Here is a 20,956-nt window from a genome sequence, read left to right as displayed (position 1 = left end):
CGGTATGCCTGACCGTCAGGACAACGGCGGGTAGGCGTTGCGCATCAGCTCGGCGAACTGCGCCGAGAACCAGGCGCCCGAGATCGGGGCGTCGGCCAGGGCACCGCTGCGGCTGTTGCCGTTACGGTCGTTACCGGTGTAGGTCGGGTCGCACATCCGGTCGAAGCCCTTGCCGTCGTTGTTCGGGATCTCGCGGCTGGAGCCGTCCGACTCGCCCGGGGGCTTGGCCCAGACGTACGCGTCGATACCCGCCGCCGGCGCGGCCTTCGGCCGCTCGCCCATGCCCGCACCGGCCTGGTTGCACCAGTTGCCCTTGTGGATGCGACGGTCGACCCGGCCACCGTCCACGTAGGCGTCCACGCTGGTCGTCGGGCCCGCGCCGGTGGGCCGGGCGCTGCCGCCCCAGCCGTTACGGGAGGTGTCGATCAGCATGCCGATGCCGCTCGGGAAGCCCTGCCGGACCAGTTCCTGCCGGAACGCCTGAGCGAAGCTCTGCTCGTCGTTGTAGAAGTTCCAGTCGATCCACTTGGCCTGGCGCACCGTCTGCCCGTTGACCGTGTCGCTGATCTTCGCGTACGGCTCGATCAGGGCGGAGTAGTTCGCCGTGTTGGTGATGAAGCCGTGCACGTGGTTGACCGTGCTGCCGGAGGCGGTCGCGGCCTCCTTCAGGACCTGGGCGCTCGGGACGAAGTTGCTGTCCCAGCCGAGCCAGCCGTGGTGCCCGGCGTCGACGTAGTTGTAGACGTTCGAGAGCGCGCCCAGCTTGGCCAGCGCGTAGCCGACACCCTGCACGTACGCGCCGTTGGCCTTCACCGTGTCGCACATCACGGTGCCACCCGGGTTGTTGGAGGTGTTGGTCACCAGGTTCGGCAGCGAGTCGACCTCGATGACGTTGATGATCCGCAGGTTGCGGTACTTCGCGTCACCCATGATCGCCGCGATCGGGTCGATGTACTCCGCCTTGTACTTCGGCAGCTCGTCGGCCTTCAGCTCACCGTTGGAGGCGAGCGCCGCGCAGTCACGGCCGGGCAGGTTGTAGATGACGAACTGGATGTACTCGGCGTTCTGCCGCAGCGCCTCGTCCAGGTGGTCCCGGATGCCCATCGGGCCGTTGGACTGGCTGTTGTCCGTACCCTCGATCGCGGCGATCCGGTCGATCCAGACGGCGGTCGAGATGCTCGACACCCGGTTGCCGCCGGTGACCGACTCGGCCCGGGCCTTCCACTCCGGGTTCACGTAGCCCCGGGCGTTCAGGTACGGGTTGTCGACCTTGGTGCCGGGCGGCGGCGTCGTGGGCGGCGGGGTGGTGGGCGGAGGCGTCGTCGGCGGAGGCGTGGTGGGCGGCGGAGTGGTCGGCGGCGGAGTGGTGGGGGGCGGCGTGGTCGGCGTGGTGCCGCCGTTGCAGGCGACCCCGTTCACCGTGAACGAGGTGGGCTTGGGGTTGCTGCCGCTCCAGGCGCCGTTGAAGCCGATGCTGGTGCTGGCACCGGTGGCCAGGTTGCCGTTGTAGGACTCGTTCTGCGCGGTCACGTTCCGGCCAGACTGGGTCCAGCGGGCCGACCAGCCCTGCTGGACGCGCTGGTTGGCGTCGGGGAACGTGAAGCCGAGCGTCCAGCTGGTGAGCCGGTCACCGATGTTCCGGATGGTGATGTTGGCGGTGAAGCCGCCCTGCCAGTCGTTGGTCGTGTACGCGACGTCGCACTGCGTCGCGGCGTGCGCCGCGGTGACGGGGATCGTCACCAAACCGCCCGCGACCAGCGCGCTCGCGCCGGCCAGCGCGACAGTCCGTCGTCGACTGGACAGCCTTCTCCACACATTCATGCCACTGATCTCCTTGGGCGAGACCGGATCCGCGTACGGCCCGGCACGTGGCGTCCGAGGGACGTCCTACGCGGACGACCGCCGATGCCAACGGGATTCTTCGGGAGCGCCCGACCCGGGCGGGCGTTGGTGGTGGTGCACGACCGGCGTACCCGGTCGACGGCACGGTGGTCGTCCGGTGACACCGGCTGCCCTCGACACCTGCCTGCGCGGTGTGGCTCCGATCACCGCGTGCAGCGATTCTTGCATGGGAGCGCTTCCATGGCAATGGTTCGATATTTTCGAAAGCTTAACCCGGCATTTCTGGCGCTGCCCGTGACACACCGCCACCGGATGACGTCCACCGACCACAGGACGTGAACCACCCCACCCGGGACGCCCCGGCACGCGTCCCTCAGCAGAACCCGACCGATCGGGTAAACCGTATGAATGCCAGAACACGAATCTTTCCCTACATAGGTCATGAAACGGTCTAACGTCAGTTCTGGCTCGGTTGTGCGGGCCGCAGGACAACAGGGATGGAGTGACACAGGTCATGGCTAAGAAGATGCTGGGGAAGGTCGTTGCGGGTGCCGCCCTCGGCGGTGCTTCCCTGCTGGTGTTCGCGCCCGGGGTCGCGCTCGCCGACGGCCACGCTCCCGAAGACGAGGGCAAGGTCTTCGCCAAGCCGCACGCGGTGAAGCCCGGCGACGAGGTCAAGCTCGTTCAGATCTGCGAAGAGGCGCAGGAGCACCCCTTCGTCTGGTCCAAGGTCACCGGCAAGGTCAAGCTCGAAGCGGCCCACAAGGGCGGCGACAAGGGTGACCAGGGCGGCGACCGGGACTGGAAACAGGACCGCAAGGACTGGCAGGACAACAAGGACTGGCAGGACCGTGGGGACTCGCAGGACGGCAAGGACTGGCAGTCCGGCGGCGAGGACCGCTCCGAAGGCAAGGACTCGGGCGAGGACCGCTCCGAGGGCAAGGACTGGTCGGGCGAGGCCGAGTCGGCGCCGGAGTCCAAGGGCGCCGGTGGCGGTGCGGCCGACGCGGCCGACGCCGGAGGCAAGGACCGCGACTGGAAGGCCGAGGAGCACGGCCAGGACGCGGAAGGTGCGCGGGACCACAAGGCCCCGTCCGCCGAGGAGGAGCACGGCGCGAAGTCCGAGAAGGACTGGTCGAGCGAGGCCGAGCGCGAGTGGTCCGGCGAGAAGGACTGGTCGAGCGAGGGCGACTGGTCGGGCGAGCGCGGCAAGGACGACTCGGGCGACCGCTGGGAGCACGAGAAGGACTTCGTCTACTACGGCGAAGCCCGCGTCGCCAAGGACGCCAAGCCCGGCACGTACGAGCTCAAGGGCTCCTGCGGCGTCGGCGAGATCGTGGTCCTGCCGCACGGTGGGGTCGACGGCGGAGACGGTGGCATCGCCACCGGCGCCAACGGTGGCCTGGCCACCGCCGGAGCGGGCATGGTCGGTGCGGCGGCCCTCGGTGGCCTCGTGCTGATGCGTCGGCGCCGGGTCGATGAGTTCGCGGCCTGACGCGACGGCGAGACGGGCCGGCGGCCGTCACGGTTCTCCGTGGCGCGCCGTCGGCGCCGCCGTCGTCGTCCTGCTGGCCATGGTGGGTTCCGGGCTGATCGGCGCGTCGCTGCGGCCCGTCGAGCCGGTACGCCCACCGCAGCCCCTGGCGCAGGCCGGTCCGAGTACCCCCGAGCCCCGCGCGTCCGAGCCGTTCGACGACGCGGACCTCGACAGTGGTGATGCCGTCACGACCCGCCCCGCGACCGGGCTGCCCCGGTCCGCGCCGACCACGATCACCATCCCCCGCATCGGCGTCAACGCGAAGATCATGATGCTCGGCACCAATGCTGACGGCACCGTGGAGGTCCCCCCGCTGGACCAGGCCATGCTCGCCGGTTGGTACTCGCCGGGTCCCAGCCCGGGCGAGGTGGGCAACTCGGTGATCGTCGGGCACGTGGACTCCGCGGCGATCGGTGCGGCGGTGTTCTTCTCCCTCGGCGCGCTGCAGTCCGGCGACGTCATCACGGTCAGCCGGGCCGACGGGGGCTCCGTCGACTTCCGGGTCGACTCGGTGGCCGCCCACCCCAAGGACGCCTTCCCCACCGAGCAGGTGTACGGCCCCTCCGACCGACCCGGGCTCCGCGTGATCACCTGCGGCGGCCAGTTCGACGAGGTCAAGGGCGACTACCCGGACAACGTGATCGTCTTCGCCTCGCTGATGAGCTGACCGAGAAGTCGGTGATGAGCCGACCGGGACGTCGGTGATGAGCCGACCGGGACGTCGGTGATGAGCCGACCGGGACGTCGCCGGTGAACCGACCGAGACGTTAGGAAGGGCCCCTTCCTATGCACGAGGCGTTAGAAAGGGGCCCTTCCTTACATGTCAGCTGGCTGAGGAGGTCCGCACCAGCGTCCGGATCTGCCGCAGCAGCACCGAGAGCGCGGCCAGGTCGGCGCGGGACTCGTCGAACTCCCCCATCGCCCGCTCGGCGCGGTGGATCGATGTGGCGTTCGACTGTTCCCACTGCTGCACCCGCTCCGACGGCGAAAGGTCACCCGGCGTGGAGTCGAGCACCTCCCCGGTGAGCGCGGCCAACGCGGCGTACAGGTCGTAGCGCAGCGCCATCCGGGCCAGCGTCTGCCAGCGGTCCTCGCGAGGCAGCAGGGAGATCTTCGACAGCAGCGAGTCGACCCGGAACCGGTTCGAGAGCACGAAGTAGACCGAGGCCACCTCGCTCACGTTCCGCCCGCTGCCGGCCGCGGTCTCCACCACGTCCAGCAGACCGAAGCTGTACATCAGGCGGGTGTTGCGCTCGGCCAGCTCACGCGGCACGCCCCGCTCGGTCATCGAGTCGATGTGCGCCGCGATGCCCTCCCGCTCGGTGCCGTAGAACAGCGTCTCCAGCTTCGGCAGCAGCTCCGCCACGCCCTCCCGCAACCGGGCGATCTCGGCCGGCACGTCCAGCGGCGAACGCCGGTTGGTGACCAGCCAGCGCACCGCCCGGTCGAGCAGCCGCCGGGTGTCCAGGTAGGCGCTGGTCTGCAACTCCGGGTCGACGCGGTTGTCCAGGGCTTCGATGGCGTCCCAGACCTCCCGCAACCCGAACACCTCGCGGACCACCACGTACGCCCGGATGACGTCGGCGGCGGTGGCGGCGGTCTCCTCGACCACCCGATAGACGAACGAGATGCCGCCCCGGTTGATCGCCTCGTTGACCAGCACCGTGGTCACGATGTCGCGACGCAGCCGGTGCCGGTCCATCCGGTCGGCGAACCGCTCCCGCATCGGGGTCGGGAAGTAGTTGACCAACACCTCGTTGGTCCACTCCTCGTCGGCCAACCCCTCGGCGATGATCTCCTTCTCCAGGGCGATCTTCACGTACGCGAGCAGCACCGCGAACTCCGGCGCGGTCAGCCCGGACTCGGCGCGTACCGCCAGTTCCTCGTCCGGCGGCAACGCCTCCAGCGCCCGGTTCAACTCGCCGGAGCGTTCCAGGTGGGTGATCATCCGCCGGTGCACCGGCAGCAGCGACGCGGCCTGCGTCTGGGCGTTGTTGATCGCGCGGGCCTGGTCGTAGTTGTCCCGCAGCACCAGCTCGGCGACCTCGTCGGTCATCCGGGCCAGCAGGTCGTCCCGCTCGGGGACGGACAACTCGCCGTCGGCCACCGCCGTGTTCAGCAGGATCTTGATGTTCACCTCGTGGTCGGAGCAGTCCACCCCGGCCGCGTTGTCGATGAAGTCGGTGTACATCCGGCCGCCCGACTGGGCGTACTCGATCCGGCCCTGCTGGGTGAAGCCCAGGTTGCCGCCCTCGCCGACCACCCGGCAGCGCAGGCTGCGCCCGTCCACCCGGATCGCGTCGTTGGACTTGTCGCCCACCTCGCCGTTGGTCTGGGTGGAGGCCTTGACGTAGGTGCCGATGCCGCCGTTCCAGAACAGGTCGACCGGTGCGGTGACGATCGCCTTCATCAACTCCTGCGGGCTGATCTGCGTCACGTCGTCGGGCAGCCCGAGCACGGCGCGGACCTGCGGCGACACCGGCACCGACTTCGCGGTACGCGGGTAGACGCCGCCGCCCGCCGAGATCAGCTCGGTGTTGTAGTCCTCCCAGGTCGAACGGGAGAGCTCGAACAGCCGTTTGCGCTCGACGAACGAGGTGGCCGCATCCGGATTCGGGTCCAGGAAGATGTGCCGGTGGTCGAAGGCGGCCACCAACCGGATGTGCTCGGAGAGCAGCATCCCGTTGCCGAACACGTCGCCGGACATGTCGCCGACGCCGACCACGGTGAAGTCCTGGCTCTGGGTGTCGTGGCCCAGCTCGCGGAAGTGCCGCTTGACCGACTCCCAGGCACCCCGGGCGGTGATGCCCATCTTCTTGTGGTCGTACCCCGCCGAACCGCCGGAGGCGAACGCGTCGCCCATCCAGAAGTTGTGTGCGACGGAGATCTCGTTGGCGATGTCGGAGAAGGTCGCGGTGCCCTTGTCGGCCGCCACCACCATGTACGGGTCGTCGCTGTCGTGCCGGACCACGTCGTCGGGCGGCACGATGTCACCGGCCACGATGTTGTCGGTGACGTCCAGCAGCGCCGAGATGAACTCCTTGTAGCAGAGCACGGCCTCGTCCCGGTCGCCCGGCTTCTGCTTGAGCACGAAGCCGCCCTTGGCGCCCACCGGCACGATCACCGCGTTCTTGACCATCTGCGCCTTGACCAGGCCGAGCACCTCGGTGCGGAAGTCCTCCCGCCGGTCGGACCAGCGCAGCCCGCCCCGGGCCACCGGCCCGAACCGCAGGTGCACACCCTCGAACCGGGGCGAGTAGACGAAGATCTCGAACTTCGGCCGGGGCGCCGGCAGGTCCGGGATGGCCTGCGGGTCGAGCTTGAACGCCACGTACGACTTGGGCCGCCCGCCGACCGGCTTCTGGTAGAAGCTGGTCCGCAGGGTGGCCTGGATCAGGTTCAGGTACGCCCGCAGGATGCGGTCCTGGTCGAGGCTGGCCACGTCGTCGAGCGCGGCGTCGATCTCGGAGACCAGCTCCGCCGCCCGCTCCTCCCGCTGCTCGGAGGTGAGCGACCCCGGTTCGAACCGCGCCTCGAAGAGCCGCACCAGCAGTGTGGCCATGACGGGGTACGCGATGAACGTGGACTCCATGTAGTCCTGGGAGAAGACGGTGCCGGTCTGACGCAGGTACTTGGCGTACGCGCGCAGCACCACCACCTGCCGCCAGGTGAGCCCGGCGCGCAGCACCAGCTCGTTGAAGCCGTCCACCTCGGCCTCGCCCCGCCACGCCGCCGCGAAGGCGTTCTCCACGTGCGGGCGGACCTCGGCCAGCTCCTGGTGGCCCTCGGGCAGGCGCAGCCCGAAGTCGTACAGCCAGATCCGGCCGTCGACGCGTTCCACCTCGTACGGGTGTTCGTCGACCACCTTCACGCCGAGCGAGTGCAGCACCGGCAGCACCGCGGAGAGCATCATCGGCTCGCCGTAGCGGTAGACCTTGAACCGGACGTCCATCGACTCGTCGACATCGGACCGGACGACCGCCCGCGGCAACGGCTGCTTGCGGAACAGGTGCATCTCGAGCTGGCCGGACTCCTCCAGCAGCTCCAGCTTGGCCAGGTCCTTCATCGCCTCGTACGGCGTGTGCCCGTCCTTGTAGCCCTCCGGGAACGCGTCGGCGTACCGGGCGAACAGGTGTTTGGCCTGCTCGTCACCGAGCTTGCGTTCCAGCACCAGCCGGTAGTCGTCGTCCCACAGCCGGGTGGCGTCGGCCAGCTCCTCGGCGAGCAGGTCGGCGTCGATGTCCCCGGGCGGGCTGCTCGGGTCGGTACGCACGATGAAGTGCACCCGGGCCAGCATCGACTCGGTGACACGGGTGGTGTAGTCCACCCCGACCCCGTTCAGCTCGCGCAGCAGGATGTCCTGCATGCGCAGCCGGTTCTGGGTGGTGAACCGGTCCCGGGGCAGATAGATCAGGCAGGAGATGAACCGCCCGTACGCGTCCCGGCGCAGGAACACCCGCAGTTGCCGGCGACCCGCCATCCGCAGTACGCCGATCACCGCGTGGTAGAGGTCGTCGGTCTTGATCTGGAACAGCTCGTCGCGCGGGTACGTCTCCAGGATCTGCAACAGGTCCTTGCCGGAGTGGCTGCGCTGGCTCAGTCCGGAACGGTCCAGCACCTCGGCGACCTTGCGTCGCACCACCGGCAGCTCCTGCACGCTGGTCCGGTACGCGGCGGTGGAGAAGAGCCCGAGGAACCGCCGCTCGCCCACCACCCGACCGTCGGCGTCGAAGATCTTGAAGCCGATGTAGTCGAGGTACGCCGAGCGGTGCACGGTGGCCCGCGAGTTCGCCTTGGTGATGATCAGCAGGCGCTTCTCGGTGACCTTCTCGTGCGCCTCGGGTGTCATCGACGACAGCGCCCGCGCCTCCGGCGAGTCCTGCCGCAGGATGCCCAGCCCGGTGCCGAGCACCGCCTCCAGCGCCGGCCCGCTCTCGGCCGAGTTCTGCACCAGCCGGTACTCGCGGTACCCGAGGAAGGTGAAGTGGTCGTGGGCCAACCAGCGCAGCAGCTCGACCGAGTCGGTGATGTCCTTCTCCGGCACCGGCGGCCGGTTGTCGCTGGTCCGCGCGGCGGCCAACTCGTCGGCGAGGGAGAGGGCCCGCTGGCGCATCTTGGGCCAGTCCTCGACGGCCTCGCGCACGTCGGTGAGCACCCGCTGCAACTCGCGGCGCAGCTTGTCGCGTACCTCCTGGTCGCGGACCGGGTCGATCTCGATCCGCATCCAGCTCTCGACCAGGTCACCGTCGATCGCGTCGTCCGGCTCCACGTCGGCGGCGACCTCGACCAGTCGTCCCAGCGGCTCACGGCGCACCACGACCAGCGGGTGCACCAGCAGGTGCACGTCCAGGTGGTGGCTGTTGAGCAGGGCGGTCACCGAGTCGACCAGGAACGGCATGTCGTCGGTGACGATCTCGACGACGCTGTGGTGCTGCTCCGCGTCGGGTGAGTGGATCCGCAGCTTCAACTCGCCCGGCACCCGCTGGTCGGCGAGCTGGCGGTGGGCGCGTGCGGCGTCGAGCATCTCCTCGGCGGTGAAGCCGATCAGCTCCTCGTCCGGCGCGAACCGCCAGAACCGACCCACCAGGGTCGCCGCGTCGTGGTCGTCGCCGGCGAGGGCGACCGCCTGGGCCACCAACCGCTCGGCGTTGGGCACCGGCTCGTCGAGTTCGGCGTCCTCCACGTCGTCCGCCAGCGCCTCTGGTGGCAGACCCAGGTCGTAGAGGGTGTCGATGCTCGAACCGGTCATCCCGGTCGTTCCTGTGTCGAGTCGGCCGTAGCCGTCTCCGTCGGTCGCCGTGTCGAAGCTGTCGTCCCGGCCGGTGTCAGCCTGCCGGAGGTCGGGTCCCGGTTTGATCGCCGGACGCCGGTCCATTCGGTGCCACTCCCCTCGACCCACCGCGTTGTGGGTCACTCTCGCCGCCCAGCCTAGGCCAGACCGACCGGTCGCCCCGTCGGCGTACCACCTGCCGGACTTCCGGTGCGTGACGTCGTCCTTTCGCCCGTTGCGGTACGAGGTTCGGCCGGGTCAGGAGTACCCCGCCAGATGTTGTTCATCACACCGGCGCGGCCCCGTCTTTCGCCCACCTGGGACATCACGGGGCAACCCCAGGTGCCGCGGCGTACTAGCGTGCAGGGCAGCCCGAGCAGGAGGACCCCAGGCTGATGCACCGTGCGTACCGCAACCGTCACGTCTCGTCACGATTGGCCGCTGTCGCCGCCTGCCTCGTGATCTCGGCCACTCTGGTCGCCTGCTCCGGTGAGGACGGCCCGGAACGCAGCGTGGACGCCTTCCTCTCCGGCTGGCCCACGGGTGATCTCCAGGCGGTCGGCTTCGTCGACCCGACCGGCAGCCGGCTGGCCGCCGCCGACGTCGCTCGGGAGATCAAGGAGCTCTCCGGCGAACTGGCCGAGACGCCGCCCAAGCTGAGTCGACAGGGCAAGCCCACGGTGGAACAGGAGACCGCGACCAGCACCGTCCGCGTCGAGTGGACGCTGCCCGGCGACGTCACGTGGACGTACGACCGGCCGGTCCGGCTGGTCAAGGGACGCGACGACGTCTGGCAGGTGATCTGGGAGCCGCAGGTCCTCGCCGAGCAGCTCACCCGCGGCGACCGGCTCGGTCTGCGGCGCGACCCGGCACCCCGCGCCGGGCTGCTCGACGGTGCCGGCGCACCGCTGGTGGCCCCCCGGGCGGTGGTCCGGGTCGGGTTGGAACCCCGCGCGGTGACCGACGTGAAGGCCGTCACACGCGACCTGGACGCGGCGTTCCGGGCGATCCGCCCGGCGATCACCCCGCCGGTCGACCTGTCCGGTCTGGCCGACCGACTCGACGAGGCGAAGCCGGACGCGTTCGTCGAGGTGGTCACGCTGCGCGACGAGGCGTTCCAGCAGATCAAGTCACGGATCGACGGCCTGCCCGGGGCCATCACCCAGAACGACGAGTTGGATCTCGCCCCCACCCGTGAGTTCGCCCGCGCGGTGCTCGGCACGGTCGACCCGGCCCAGGCCGACGACCTGACCAAGTTCCCGGACCGCTACTCCCCCGGCGACATGGTCGGGCACGGCGGCTTGCAGGGCCGCTGGGACGAACGGCTCCGCGGCGTGCCGGGCCTCACCGTGGTGGTCACCCGGGCGTCGGCGACCGGCACGGTGGAACGCACCGGCACCGAACTGTTCCGGCACGACCCGAAGCCCGGCGAGCCGGTGCGGACCAGCCTCGACGTGGCCACCCAGAACGCGGCCGACCAGGCGCTGCGCGGCGAGCGGCGACGCTCCGCCCTGGTCGCCGTCAGGATCGGCGACGGCGCGGTGCTCGCCTCCGCCAACGGCCCCGGTGCCGCCGGGGAGAACCTGGCCTTCACCGCCCAGGTGCCGCCGGGCTCCACGTTCAAGATGGTCAGCGCGCTCGGGCTGGTGGACCGCGGCGCGGTGACCCCGGACACCCGGGTCGACTGCCCCAAGACCCAGGTCGTCGACGGCCGGTCGTTCAAGAACTCGAACGACTTCGCCCTCGGCGAGGTGCCCTTCCGCACCGTCTTCGCCCGGTCCTGCAACACCACGTTCGCTGCCCTGGCACCGCAGCTCGGCGGCGACGGACTGGCCGCGACCGGCCGGACGCTCGGCCTGGAGGGCCAGTGGACGGTCGGGCTCGACGCCTTCACCGGCAAGGTCTCCGCGAACGGCGGCGCCACCGAGCAGGCCGCCGCCGCGATCGGCCAGGGCACGACCCTGGTCAGCCCGTTGGCCATGGCGGCGGCGACCGCAGCGGTGGCCAAGGGCGGTTTCACCCCGCCGAAGCTGGTGCTGGACCCCGCGCCCGAGGCGACGGCCGCGCCGGGACCGGAGCTGAACGCCGAGGCGGTGGCGGCGGTTCGGGGGATGATGCGCGAGGTCGTGACCAGCGGCACCGGCAGCGCGTTGAAGGACGCCCCGGGCGGGCCGGTGCACGGCAAGACCGGCACCGCCGAGTACGACGACGACCCGAAGAACACCCACGCCTGGTTCGTCGGCTGGCAGGGCGATGTCGCCTTCGCCGTCTTCGTGGAGAAGGGCGGCTCGGGCAGCGGCACCGCCGTGCCGATCGCCGAGCGATTCCTGCGCGCGCTGTCCCGCTGACCGCTCAGGCGGTCAGACCGCCCGGTGCCGACGCGGGCCGGGTCACGTCGTCGGCCGGGTCGACGTCGTCGACTTCGGCCTCGTCGGAGTCGGCGCCGTCCGGTTCCGACTCCGGGTACGCGCCGTCCGGTTCCGGCTCCCGGTCGGTCCGGACGTCCCGCTCGGGTTCGCCCCGGCGCTCATCGGTCGGCGGGGCGGCGGCGACCGGTGGCACCACCGGCAGGAGCGGTCCGGCCGGTGGCGGGTCGACCGGGTCGAGGCCCCGGCGCGGGGCCGGAGCGGGGCGCTCGACGGTCTCGGGACGCAGCCGGGGCGGCACCGAGCCGGGCGCGGTCACCGGGCGCAGCCCGGCCACCAGCGTGTTGACGATCTCGGCCGCGTACGCGCCGTCCGGGTCGTAGTCGGGGTCGAAGACGGTCAGCTCGACGCCGAGGCAGTGCGGGGTGTCGACCAGCCCGGCGAGCAGGATCTCCAGCTCGGCGAAGGCGATCCCACCCGGGTCGGGCGCGTCGACCGCCGGCATCACGGCCGGGTCGAGGACGTCCACGTCGACGTGCACCCAGTAACCGGCGCAGTCGGCGAGCTGCTCGTGCGTCCACTGGGCGGTGCGGGCGGCGCCCTCGGCCCGCAGCGCCGGGACCGGCCGGGTCAGGATCCCGGCGGCCTGGAGGTCCAACCGGTACTCGTCCTGGGCACGGATGCCGAGCACCACCACGTCGATGTCCCGGAAGTACGGGCGTCGCCCCTCGATCGCCGCCAGGTCGGCCTGACCTCGGCCGGTGACCAGGGCGAGGTCCTCACCGGCCGCAGCGCCCACGTAGGAGGCGTTGCCCGGATGCCGGAAGTCGGAGTGCCCGTCCACGAAGACCAGGCCGATCCGGCCGCCCACCGCCTCGCCGAGCCGATGCATGGCCAGTGCCGAGCCGAGCAGGATCGAGCAGTCGCCACCCAGGATCACCGGGAACTCACCCCGGTCGATGATCGCGCCGATCCGGTCGGCCAACCCCACCGAGTAGTCGGCGATCTCCCGGGCGTGGCACACCCCGTCGCCCGGCCGCCAGTCCCCGGCGTCGTACCGGGGCGGCGTCAGATGACCGGCGTCACGGGCCCGCAGCCGGGGCAGCAGACCCTGGTCACGCAGTGCGCCGGGCGCCTTGCCGCAGCCCGGCACCGAGGTCGGCGTGGGTGGCCGCAGGCCGAGGTTGCTCGGCGCGTCGAGGACGGCGATCCGACGCATCATCGACCGCTTTCGTTCGCGACTGCGGGGCTCGCAAGCTCACTCCTCGCGCTCACATGGGCTCCCGTCCTCCGATGTCGGGCGGGCCGGCATCACGCCGGCCCGCGCTGGCGTGGTAAGTGACTCAGAACAGGGCGCTGGCCAGGGCCCGACGCGCCGACGCGACCGCCGGATCCTCCGGACCGGCGATGGTGAAGAGGCCGACCAGGTGCTGTCGTACCTTCTCCCGGTCCTCCCCGGTGGTCCGCCGGACCACCGAGACCAGCCGCTGGTACGCCTGCTCGGCCAGACCGCTGAGCACCTCGATGTCGGCGGCCAGCAGTTGCGCGTCGACGTCGTCGGGGTCGGACGCGGCGGTGGCGAGCGCCGCCTGCGGGTCCGCGCCGGCCACCCGGCGGGCCAGCCCGACCTGGGCCAGCCCGGCCGCCGCCGCCGCGTCCGCCGGCGTCTCCGCCAGGATCTTGCGGTACGCCTGCTCGGCGGCGTCCAGGTCGCCGGTCATCAGGGCGTCGTCCGCCTCGTCCAGACGCGGGTCCTCCGGCTCGGCGACGGCCACGCCGCCGGCCTTCAGCACCGCCCCGATCCACTGGCGGAGCTGCGCCTCGGGGACCACGCCGGAGAAGGCGTCGACCGGCTGCCCGCCGACCACCGCGTACACCATCGGGATGCCCTGCACCCGGAACATCTGCGCCAGTCGAGGGTTGGCGTCCACGTCGACCTTGGCGAGCACCCAGGCGCCGCCGCCCTCCGCCGCCAACCGCTCCAGCACCGGGGAGAGCTGCTTGCACGGCTCGCACCACTCGGCCCAGAAGTCCACCACCACGGGTGTGGTCAGCGAGCGCTCCAGCACCTCGGACTGGAAGGTCGCCTCCGTCACGTCGATGACGGTGACGCCGCCGCCGACAGGGTTGCCGGGCACGGCGGCGGGCGGGCCGGACTGGGCCGGTGCCGGGGTGGGACTGGGCGCGGCGGGGCGCAACGCGCTGAGGTCGACCGCGCCGCGGGTGAAGATCGACGAGGTGATCCGTGGGTCGCTCATGGTTACCTAGTCTCGCACGCGATTTGCCGAACTCAGGTGCAGCCACCGCCCGTGCGGTTGCCGCTGTCGCCCCTGCCCAGACACCCCCGCCGGAGCGGGTGTCAGAACCGGGCGGGCTCGCGGTAAACGCCCCATTCCGCACGCAGCGCGTCGCAGATCTCGCCGAGCGTGGCCTCGGCCCGGACGGCGTCGAGCATCGCCGGGATCATGTTCTCCCCGGTACGGCTCACCGCCACCATCTCCGCGACGGCCGTCCTGGCCCGGGCCTCGTCCCGGCCGGCCCTGCGCGCGGCCAGCAGCCGGCGCTGCTCCAGCTCCACCTCGTGCGAGATGCGCATGATCTCCAGTTCCTTGGCGACCGTGCCGGTGTGGCAGTTGACGCCGACGATCTTCTTGTCGCCCTTCTCCAGCGCCTGCTGGTAGACGAAGGCCGACTCGGCGATCTGGCCGGTGAACCAGCCGTCCTCGATGCCGCGCAGGATTCCGGAGGTCATCGGACCGATGGTGTGCGGACCCTCACCGCCCAGCGCGCGGATCCGGGCGAAGATCTCCTCCGCCTCCGCCTCGATCCGGTCGGTCAGCGCCTCGACGTACCACGAGCCGCCGAGCGGGTCGGCGACGTTGGTCACCCCGATCTCCTCCATCAGCACCTGCTGGGTCCTCAGGGCGATCTCGGCGGAGGAGTCGGTGGGCAGCGCCAGCGTCTCGTCCAGCGCGTTGGTGTGCAGCGAGTTGGTGCCGCCGAGCACCGCGGCGAGCGCCTCGACGGCGGTACGCACCACGTTGTTGACGGGCTGCTGGGCGGTCAACGACACCCCGGCGGTCTGCGTGTGGAAGCGCAGCCAGAGCGCCTTCTCGCTGGTGGCGCCGTAGACGTCGCGCAGCCAGCGGGCCCAGATCCGGCGGGCGGCGCGGAACTTGGCGATCTCCTCGAAGAAGTCGACGTGCGAGTCGAAGAAGAAGCTCAGCCCCGGGGCGAAGACGTCGACGTCCATCCCGCGCGAGAGCCCCAGCTCGACGTAGCCGAACCCGTCGGCCAGCGTGTACGCCAACTCCTGCGCGGCGGTCGAGCCGGCCTCGCGGATGTGGTAGCCGGAGACGGAGAGCGGCTTGTAGCGCGGGATCTCCCGGGCGCAGTACTCCATCAGGTCGCCGATCAGACGCAGGTGCGGCTCGGGGTCGAAGAGCCACTCCTTCTGCGCGATGTACTCCTTGAAGATGTCGGTCTGCAGGGTGCCGTCGAGCGTCGACAGGTCGGCGCCCTGCCGCTCGGCGGCGACCAGGTACATGCAGAAGACCGGCACCGCCGGACCGGAGATGGTCATGCTCGTGGTGACCGCCGCCAGGTCGATGCCGTCGAAGAGCGCCTCCATGTCGACGGCGCTGTCCACCGCCACCCCGCAGTGGCCCACCTCGCCGAGCGACTGCGGGTCGTCGGAGTCGCGGCCCATCAGGGTGGGCATGTCGAAGGCGACCGAGAGACCGCCGCCGCCCGCGCCGAGGATCATCTTGTAGCGCTCGTTGGTCTGCCGGGCGTTGCCGAAACCGGCGAACTGCCGGATGGTCCAGGTCCGCCCGCGATAGCCGGTCGGGTGCAGGCCCCGGGTGTACGGGAACTCGCCCGGCCAGCCGATCCGGTCGAAGCCCGGGTACGCGGCACCCTCCGGGGGCCCGTAGACCGGCTCGACGGGCAGCCCGGAGAGCGTGGTGAAGTCCGCGTCCCGCTTGTGCGCGGCGTCGTACCGGGCCTGCCAGCGGGCCCGTCCGGCGGCGATCTCGTCGGCGTTCATCCCCGGGCTCCTCCTCGAGTCCTCGACAGCACGTCGAGTGTAGAGCCCCTACCTGAACGATCGCTAAGGAAACTCCTACCGGTCGGTAATGTCGAACCGCCCTCAGACGGCGGGACCACCGATGGCGACGTCGTCCACCCGGATGTTGATCTCGTCGACCCCCAGGCCGTACGCCTCGATCGCCTGGGTCACCCCGACCCGCACCGCCGAGGTCACCTCGGGCACCGCGTGCCCGGCGTCGATCACGATCACCAGGTTGACCACTGCCGCGCCGTTGGTGACGTGCGCCGAGCACCCGCGCCGGGCGTCACCCACCTGGTCCAGCCCGACCCGGTCGAGCACCGCGTTGAAGAACCGCGCCACGTCACCGCCCAGCTCGACCACACCGGGCACGGCCTTCGCCGCGGCCACCGCGATCTTCTCCACCACCTCGTCCGAGATGTCGGTACGACCGCCCGGCACCGCGTCCGGCGTCATCGGCAACTCCTGCGTCATCTCGTGGTCCATCTCTCTCCAGCAGCCGTCACACCACCCCACGCGCTCTGCGAAGGCGGTGCGAGCGTAACCGCCGGAGACGGTCCGCAGTGGACTACGTTCAGCCGGAGAGCTGGGCCAGCAGGGTGTCCGCAGCGGCGTACGGATCGACCGCACCGGCGGCGACCTCGGCGGCGAGCGCCGGCAACTGCGTACCGTCGCGAAGCGAGCCGATCCGGGCGCGCAGCGCGCCGAGCGCGATCGCCTCGATCTCGGCGGCGGCCCGCGCCTCCCGGCGGCGGCGCAGCTCGTCGTGCGCGACCAACCAGTCACGGTGCTTGTCGACGGCGGCGGCGACGTCGTCGATGCCCTCGCCCCGCACGGCGACCGCCCGCACCACCTGTGGCCGCCACTGCCCCGGTCCGCGCTCACCGAGCGCGATCATGCCCTGGATGTCCCGGACTGTCGCGTCGGCGCCGTCCCGGTCGGCCTTGTTCACCACGAAGATGTCGGCGATCTCCAGGATGCCGGCCTTCACCGCCTGGATCGCGTCGCCCATGCCCGGCGCGAGCAGCACCAGCGTGGTGTCGGCGAGCGAGGCCACCTCCACCTCGGCCTGCCCGACCCCGACGGTCTCCACCAGCACCACGTCGCAGCCGGCGCCCTCCAGCACCCGCACCGCCTGCGGGGTGGCCGCCGACAGCCCGCCCAGGTGACCCCGGCTGGACATCGACCGGATGTACACACCGGGGTCGGTGGCGTGGTCCTGCATCCGTACCCGGTCACCGAGGATCGCCCCACCGGTGAACGGACTGGACGGGTCGATCGCCAGCACGCCGACCCGGTGCCCCCGCGCCCGCAGCGCGCGGACCAGCTCGTTGGTGGTGGTCGACTTGCCCACCCCCGGCGAACCGGTCAACCCGACCACCTGGGCCCGGCCGGTGTGCGGTGCGAGCGCCGCCGCGATGCGCGGCAGCGTCTCGTCACCCGACTCGACCAGGGTGATCAGGCGGGCGACCGCGCGCGGGTCACCCTCGCGGGCCCGCTCGACCAGCATCGGTACGTCCCGACTGCGCCGCACCGAACCGGCCGCGGCCGGCGCGCTCCCCGTCGCCTCGCTCATGCAGCCGCCCTCGACCGCACGACCCGCCCGCGCACCGCGCCACTCGTCGTTCCCGACTGCCGGGCTCGCCGGACCGGCGTGTTCCTCGTGCTCACAGGTCGGTCTCGGTGGGGGCGGGGACGTGGATGATCAGTGCGTCGCCCTGGCCGCCGCCACCGCAGAGCGCCGCCGCGCCGGTGCCGCCGCCGCGCCGCTTGAGCTCCATCGCCAGGGTCAGCACCAGCCGGGCGCCGGACATGCCGATCGGGTGCCCCAGCGCGATCGCGCCACCGTTGACGTTGACCTTGTCCGGGCTGATCCCGAGATCACGGGTGGACTGGATGCCGACCTGGGCGAACGCCTCGTTGACCTCGATCAGGTCGAGGTCGGAGATGCCCAGCCCGCCCTTGCGCAACGCGTGCTGGATGGCGTTGGACGGCTGCGAGTGCAGGGAGTTGTCCGGGCCCGCCACGTTGCCGTGCGCGCCCACCTCGGCCAGCCAGGTCAGCCCGAGTTCCTTGGCCTTCGCCTTGCTCATCACGACCACCGCGGCGGCGCCGTCGGAGATCGGCGACGAACTGCCGGCGGTGATGGTGCCGTCCTTGGCGAAGGCCGGACGGAGCTTGCCCAACGTCTCGACGGTGGTGTCCGGACGGATGCCCTCGTCCTCGCTGACCACCAGCGGGTCACCCTTGCGCTGCGGGATGACGACCGGGGTGATCTCGTCGGCGAAGTGACCGTTCTTCTGCGCGGCGGCGGCCCGCTGGTGGCTGGCGGCGGCAAAGGCGTCCTGCTCCTCGCGGCTGATCTCCCGCTCGGCGCCGTGGCGCTCGGTGGACTCCCCCATCGAGCAGCAGTCCCACGCGTCGGTCAACCCGTCGAGCGCCATGTGGTCCTTGACCACCACGTCGCCGTACTTGTAGCCGCCCCGCTGACCGAGCAGCAGGTGGGGGGCATTGGTCATCGACTCCATGCCACCGGCCACCACCACGTCGAACTCGCCGGCCCGGATCAACTGGTCGGCCAGCGCGATCGCGTCCAGGCCGGAGAGACAGACCTTGTTGATGGTCAACGCGGGCACCGACATCGGGATGCCAGCCTCCACCGCCGCCTGGCGGGCCGGGATCTGGCCGGTACCGGCCTGGAGCACCTGCCCCATGATCACGTACTGGACCTGGTCCGGGGCCACGCCGGCACGTTCCAGTGCCGCGGAGATGGCGATACCGCCCAGTTTCGTCGCGGGTAGGTCCTTCAGGTTGCCCAGCAGGCGCCCCATCGGGGTCCGCGCGCCACTGACGATCACCGAAGCCATGACTGCCTCCGAGGGGGTGCCGACCTGTACGCCTTAACTATCGTTCGGCCAGACTAGCGTCATGCCTGAGAACTCCCCCGCCGAGCCCGCTGCCGACTATGTCACAGACATCGGTCTACGCCGCATCGACCATGTCGGGATCGCGGTCGCCGACCTCGACGCCGCGATCGACTTCTACCAACGGACCTTCGGCATGCGCTGCGTGCACACCGAGGTCAACGCCGAGCAGGGGGTACGCGAGGCGATGCTGACGGTCGGACCGACCGCCGAGGGCGGGTGCGTGCAGCTGCTCGCCCCACTGACCCCGGAGTCGACGATCGGGAAGTTCCTCGACCGCAACGGCCCCGGCGTGCAGCAGGTCGCGTACACCGTGGCCGACATCGACGTGGCCTGTGCGGCCCTGCGCGAGCGCGGCGTACGCCTGCTGTACGAGACGCCCCGACGCGGCACCGCCGACTCCCGGATCAACTTCGTGCACCCCAAGGACGCCGGCGGCGTCCTGATCGAGCTGGTCCAACCCGCCTGAGTACCCGACGTCGAGCGCGCCGTGGTCGAGCGCGCCGTGTCGAGGCCCGACGCCGGGGGTGCGGTGTAAGGAAGGGCCCCCTGCTAACGCCTCGTGCATAGCAGGGGTCCCCTCCTAACACGCAGCGCGCCGCACGCACCCGCACCGCGCCGCACGCGCCGCACGCACCCGCACCGCGCCGCACGCACCGCACGCACTCGCACCGCGCCGCACGCACCCGCACGCACCCGCAGTGCGCCGTGCGCATACGCAGCTCGCCCTCACCCACACCCAGCGCGCCGTACCCTCGCGCAGTTCGCCCGCACGTACACGCAGCGCAGCGGATGCAGCCGCAGCTCGCCGGGACGACGCGGCTCGGGTGCGGGCGGTCACTGTGCCCGGGTACGGCGGAGCGGACGCGACGGCTGACCTCACGGACGAGGTCCCGGTGGCCATTCGGTGAACCGCCTTTGGCTTTCCCAGAGGTACGCCGACACCCATTCGAGTGGGACGGGGCGGCCGGAAACATAAGGACACCGGGCCCCTTTTCCGCGTCACGCTGCGTGCCATCACGCTCGCCTCGGAGCTGGCAAGATCGCCACTTCCCCCGGCGGTCCGGCGCGCTGTCGAGTTGACCATGTAATGAGGACGGCAAAGGGCGGCACGCTCTTGCGAAGCACCCCGGGGGGTCTGCCAGTATGTCCCAATGCCCCAGCAGCAGTCCTCCCCTCTCGCGTTCTTCGATAACGCGAACTCGCAGCCCGATTTCACGGTTGGCCTGCGCGGATACAACACCGGTCAGGTCGACGACTTCATCGGCCGGCTCAACGCCGCCCTGAGCCAGGCCAACAAGGATCGCGCTGACGCCGAGCAGGCGCTCAACGACGCCCAGCGCCGGCTCCGGCAGTCCGAGCAGCGGCTCACCGCCCTGGAGCAGAAGCTCACCGACACCAGCAAGCAGCTGGAGGAGAACAGCCGCCCGACGCTCTCCGGTCTCGGCACCCGGGTCGAGCAGATCCTCCGGCTCGCCGAGGAGCAGGCCAACGACCACCGCAACGAGGCCAAGCGCGAGTCGGAGGGCATCCTCTCCGCCGCCCGCCTCGAGGCGCGGGAGATCACCGACAAGGCCCGCGCCGAGGCCGCGGCCATGAAGGCCAGCGCCGAGCGGGAGGCGGGCAACGTCCGCACCGCCGCCGAGCGCGAGGCGGCCGAGGTCCGGGTGCAGGCCCGCCGGGAGGCCGACACGCTGCGCGCCGACGCGGAGCGGGAGACCAAGCAGCTGCGTACGGTGACCGCGCACGAGGTCGCCGAGCTGAAGTCGACCGTCGAGCGTGAGGTTGCCACGCTGCGGGCCACCGCCGAGCGGGAGATCACCCAGCAGCGGGCCAAGGCCGCCCGTGAGGCCGAGGAGAAGCGCGCCGAGGCGACCAAGCTGCTCACCGACGCCCGCGACAAGCGTGACAAGGACCTCCAGGCGCTGGAGCTGCAGCTCGCCGAGCGGCGGGAGAAGGCCGAGCGCGAGGAGTCCGAGCGGCACGCCGCCCAGGTCGCGCAGACCCAGAAGCTGGTCAGCGAGGCCGAGCAGCGTGCCCGGGCCGCGCAGGAGCGCGCCAAGGAGATCGAGCAGCGCGCCGAGGCCCGGCGGGTCGAGTCCGAGCGCAACGCCACCGAGACGATCGAGAAGGCCAAGGCGCTCTCCGAGCGGACCCTCAGCGAGGCTCGCGCCGAGTCGCAGCGTCTGCTCAACGAGGCGCGCACCGAGGCCGAGCTGACCACCCAGGCGGCCCGCCGCGAGGTCGAAGACCTCACCCGGCAGAAGGACGCGGTCACCTCGCAGCTCGGGCAGATGCTCTCCGGACTGGCCGGCATCGTGCCGGGCGTACCGAACAACGCGAACGCCGCCGCAGCCGACAAGCCGGCGGCCAAGAAGGCCGACGAGGCCGACGAGAAGGTCGCTGCGGAGACCACCAGCTGATCCGGCGGATCGGGGCATGATCGAC

General features: G+C 71.1%; 13 protein-coding genes. 5 read left to right on the top strand and 8 right to left on the bottom strand.

Annotated features, from left to right (window positions below):
* Positions 1 to 15: 15 nt before the first annotated feature.
* Positions 16 to 1,821 (bottom strand): glycoside hydrolase family 6 protein, encoded by a 1,806-nt coding sequence (locus ABZ738_RS04075; protein WP_357210789.1) that lies wholly within the window; start codon positions 1,819 to 1,821, stop codon positions 16 to 18.
* Positions 1,822 to 2,356: 535 nt separating this feature from the next.
* Between ABZ738_RS04075 and ABZ738_RS04070 the strand changes: the two genes are divergently transcribed.
* Both ABZ738_RS04070 and ABZ738_RS04065 read left to right on the top strand, forming a co-directional pair.
* Entirely contained in the window at positions 2,357 to 3,337 is a 981-nt protein-coding gene (locus tag ABZ738_RS04070; protein WP_357210786.1) for a hypothetical protein, read from the top strand.
* On the top strand, positions 3,321 to 4,046 hold the full coding sequence (locus ABZ738_RS04065) for a class F sortase (RefSeq protein WP_131051856.1): 726 nt from the start codon (positions 3,321 to 3,323) through the stop codon (positions 4,044 to 4,046). Before ABZ738_RS04070 ends, ABZ738_RS04065 begins: the two co-directional genes overlap by 17 nt.
* A gap of 156 nt (positions 4,047 to 4,202) precedes the next feature.
* Here ABZ738_RS04065 and ABZ738_RS04060 read toward each other — a convergent pair whose 3' ends face one another.
* Positions 4,203 to 9,254: an NAD-glutamate dehydrogenase gene (locus tag ABZ738_RS04060; protein ID WP_357210783.1), complete on the bottom strand. Its 5,052-nt coding sequence runs from the start codon at positions 9,252 to 9,254 to the stop codon at positions 4,203 to 4,205.
* 290 nt (positions 9,255 to 9,544) lie between these two features.
* Here ABZ738_RS04060 and ABZ738_RS04055 point away from each other — a divergent pair, with 290 nt between their 5' ends.
* Positions 9,545 to 11,497, top strand: a complete 1,953-nt coding sequence (locus ABZ738_RS04055) for a penicillin-binding transpeptidase domain-containing protein (protein ID WP_357210781.1) — start codon at positions 9,545 to 9,547, stop codon at positions 11,495 to 11,497.
* A 4-nt stretch (positions 11,498 to 11,501) separates the two neighbouring features.
* Here ABZ738_RS04055 and ABZ738_RS04050 read toward each other — a convergent pair whose 3' ends face one another.
* From ABZ738_RS04050 to ABZ738_RS04025, 6 genes are all read right to left on the bottom strand, one after another.
* A complete protein-coding gene (locus tag ABZ738_RS04050; RefSeq protein ID WP_357210778.1) occupies positions 11,502 to 12,737 on the bottom strand; it encodes an arginase family protein in 1,236 nt (411 codons plus the stop codon).
* Between the two features lie 121 nt (positions 12,738 to 12,858).
* A complete protein-coding gene (locus tag ABZ738_RS04045; protein WP_357210776.1) occupies positions 12,859 to 13,773 on the bottom strand; it encodes a tetratricopeptide repeat protein in 915 nt (304 codons plus the stop codon).
* 101 nt (positions 13,774 to 13,874) lie between these two features.
* A complete protein-coding gene (locus tag ABZ738_RS04040; RefSeq protein WP_131056815.1) occupies positions 13,875 to 15,563 on the bottom strand; it encodes a methylmalonyl-CoA mutase family protein in 1,689 nt (562 codons plus the stop codon).
* A 102-nt stretch (positions 15,564 to 15,665) separates the two neighbouring features.
* Positions 15,666 to 16,070: an Asp23/Gls24 family envelope stress response protein gene (locus ABZ738_RS04035; protein WP_131056813.1), complete on the bottom strand. Its 405-nt coding sequence runs from the start codon at positions 16,068 to 16,070 to the stop codon at positions 15,666 to 15,668.
* A gap of 88 nt (positions 16,071 to 16,158) precedes the next feature.
* Positions 16,159 to 17,160: a methylmalonyl Co-A mutase-associated GTPase MeaB gene (meaB, locus tag ABZ738_RS04030; protein ID WP_131056811.1), complete on the bottom strand. Its 1,002-nt coding sequence runs from the start codon at positions 17,158 to 17,160 to the stop codon at positions 16,159 to 16,161.
* A gap of 91 nt (positions 17,161 to 17,251) precedes the next feature.
* Positions 17,252 to 18,451, bottom strand: a complete 1,200-nt coding sequence (locus ABZ738_RS04025; protein ID WP_176095092.1) for an acetyl-CoA C-acetyltransferase — start codon at positions 18,449 to 18,451, stop codon at positions 17,252 to 17,254.
* Positions 18,452 to 18,512: 61 nt separating this feature from the next.
* Here ABZ738_RS04025 and mce point away from each other — a divergent pair, with 61 nt between their 5' ends.
* Entirely contained in the window at positions 18,513 to 18,977 is a 465-nt protein-coding gene (gene mce, locus ABZ738_RS04020; protein WP_131055907.1) for a methylmalonyl-CoA epimerase, read from the top strand.
* Between the two features lie 685 nt (positions 18,978 to 19,662).
* On the top strand, positions 19,663 to 20,931 hold the full coding sequence (locus ABZ738_RS04015; RefSeq protein WP_131055905.1) for a DivIVA domain-containing protein: 1,269 nt from the start codon (positions 19,663 to 19,665) through the stop codon (positions 20,929 to 20,931).
* Positions 20,932 to 20,956: the final 25 nt, after the last annotated feature.

It is taken from the genome of Micromonospora sp. NPDC047793 (assembly GCF_040642635.1).
Lineage (GTDB): Bacteria > Actinomycetota > Actinomycetes > Mycobacteriales > Micromonosporaceae > Micromonospora.
This window is presented reverse-complemented; position numbering and strand designations above follow the sequence as displayed.

Excerpts from the sequence above, each read along its gene's own strand:
- ABZ738_RS04050 (WP_357210778.1), bottom strand. The coding sequence starts at position 12,737 with ATGATGCGTCGGATCGCCGTCCTCGACGCGCCGAGCAACCTCGGCCTG.
- ABZ738_RS04060 (WP_357210783.1), bottom strand. The coding sequence starts at position 9,254 with ATGGACCGGCGTCCGGCGATCAAACCGGGACCCGACCTCCGGCAGGCT.
- meaB (WP_131056811.1), bottom strand. The coding sequence starts at position 17,160 with ATGAGCGAGGCGACGGGGAGCGCGCCGGCCGCGGCCGGTTCGGTGCGG.
- ABZ738_RS04055 (WP_357210781.1), top strand. The coding sequence starts at position 9,545 with ATGCACCGTGCGTACCGCAACCGTCACGTCTCGTCACGATTGGCCGCT.
- ABZ738_RS04015 (WP_131055905.1), top strand. The coding sequence starts at position 19,663 with ATGCCCCAGCAGCAGTCCTCCCCTCTCGCGTTCTTCGATAACGCGAAC.
- ABZ738_RS04035 (WP_131056813.1), bottom strand. The coding sequence starts at position 16,070 with ATGGACCACGAGATGACGCAGGAGTTGCCGATGACGCCGGACGCGGTG.
- mce (WP_131055907.1), top strand. The coding sequence starts at position 18,513 with ATGCCTGAGAACTCCCCCGCCGAGCCCGCTGCCGACTATGTCACAGAC.
- ABZ738_RS04045 (WP_357210776.1), bottom strand. The coding sequence starts at position 13,773 with ATGAGCGACCCACGGATCACCTCGTCGATCTTCACCCGCGGCGCGGTC.
- ABZ738_RS04075 (WP_357210789.1), bottom strand. The coding sequence starts at position 1,821 with ATGAATGTGTGGAGAAGGCTGTCCAGTCGACGACGGACTGTCGCGCTG.
- ABZ738_RS04065 (WP_131051856.1), top strand. The coding sequence starts at position 3,321 with ATGAGTTCGCGGCCTGACGCGACGGCGAGACGGGCCGGCGGCCGTCAC.
- ABZ738_RS04040 (WP_131056815.1), bottom strand. The coding sequence starts at position 15,563 with ATGAACGCCGACGAGATCGCCGCCGGACGGGCCCGCTGGCAGGCCCGG.
- ABZ738_RS04025 (WP_176095092.1), bottom strand. The coding sequence starts at position 18,451 with ATGGCTTCGGTGATCGTCAGTGGCGCGCGGACCCCGATGGGGCGCCTG.
- ABZ738_RS04070 (WP_357210786.1), top strand. The coding sequence starts at position 2,357 with ATGGCTAAGAAGATGCTGGGGAAGGTCGTTGCGGGTGCCGCCCTCGGC.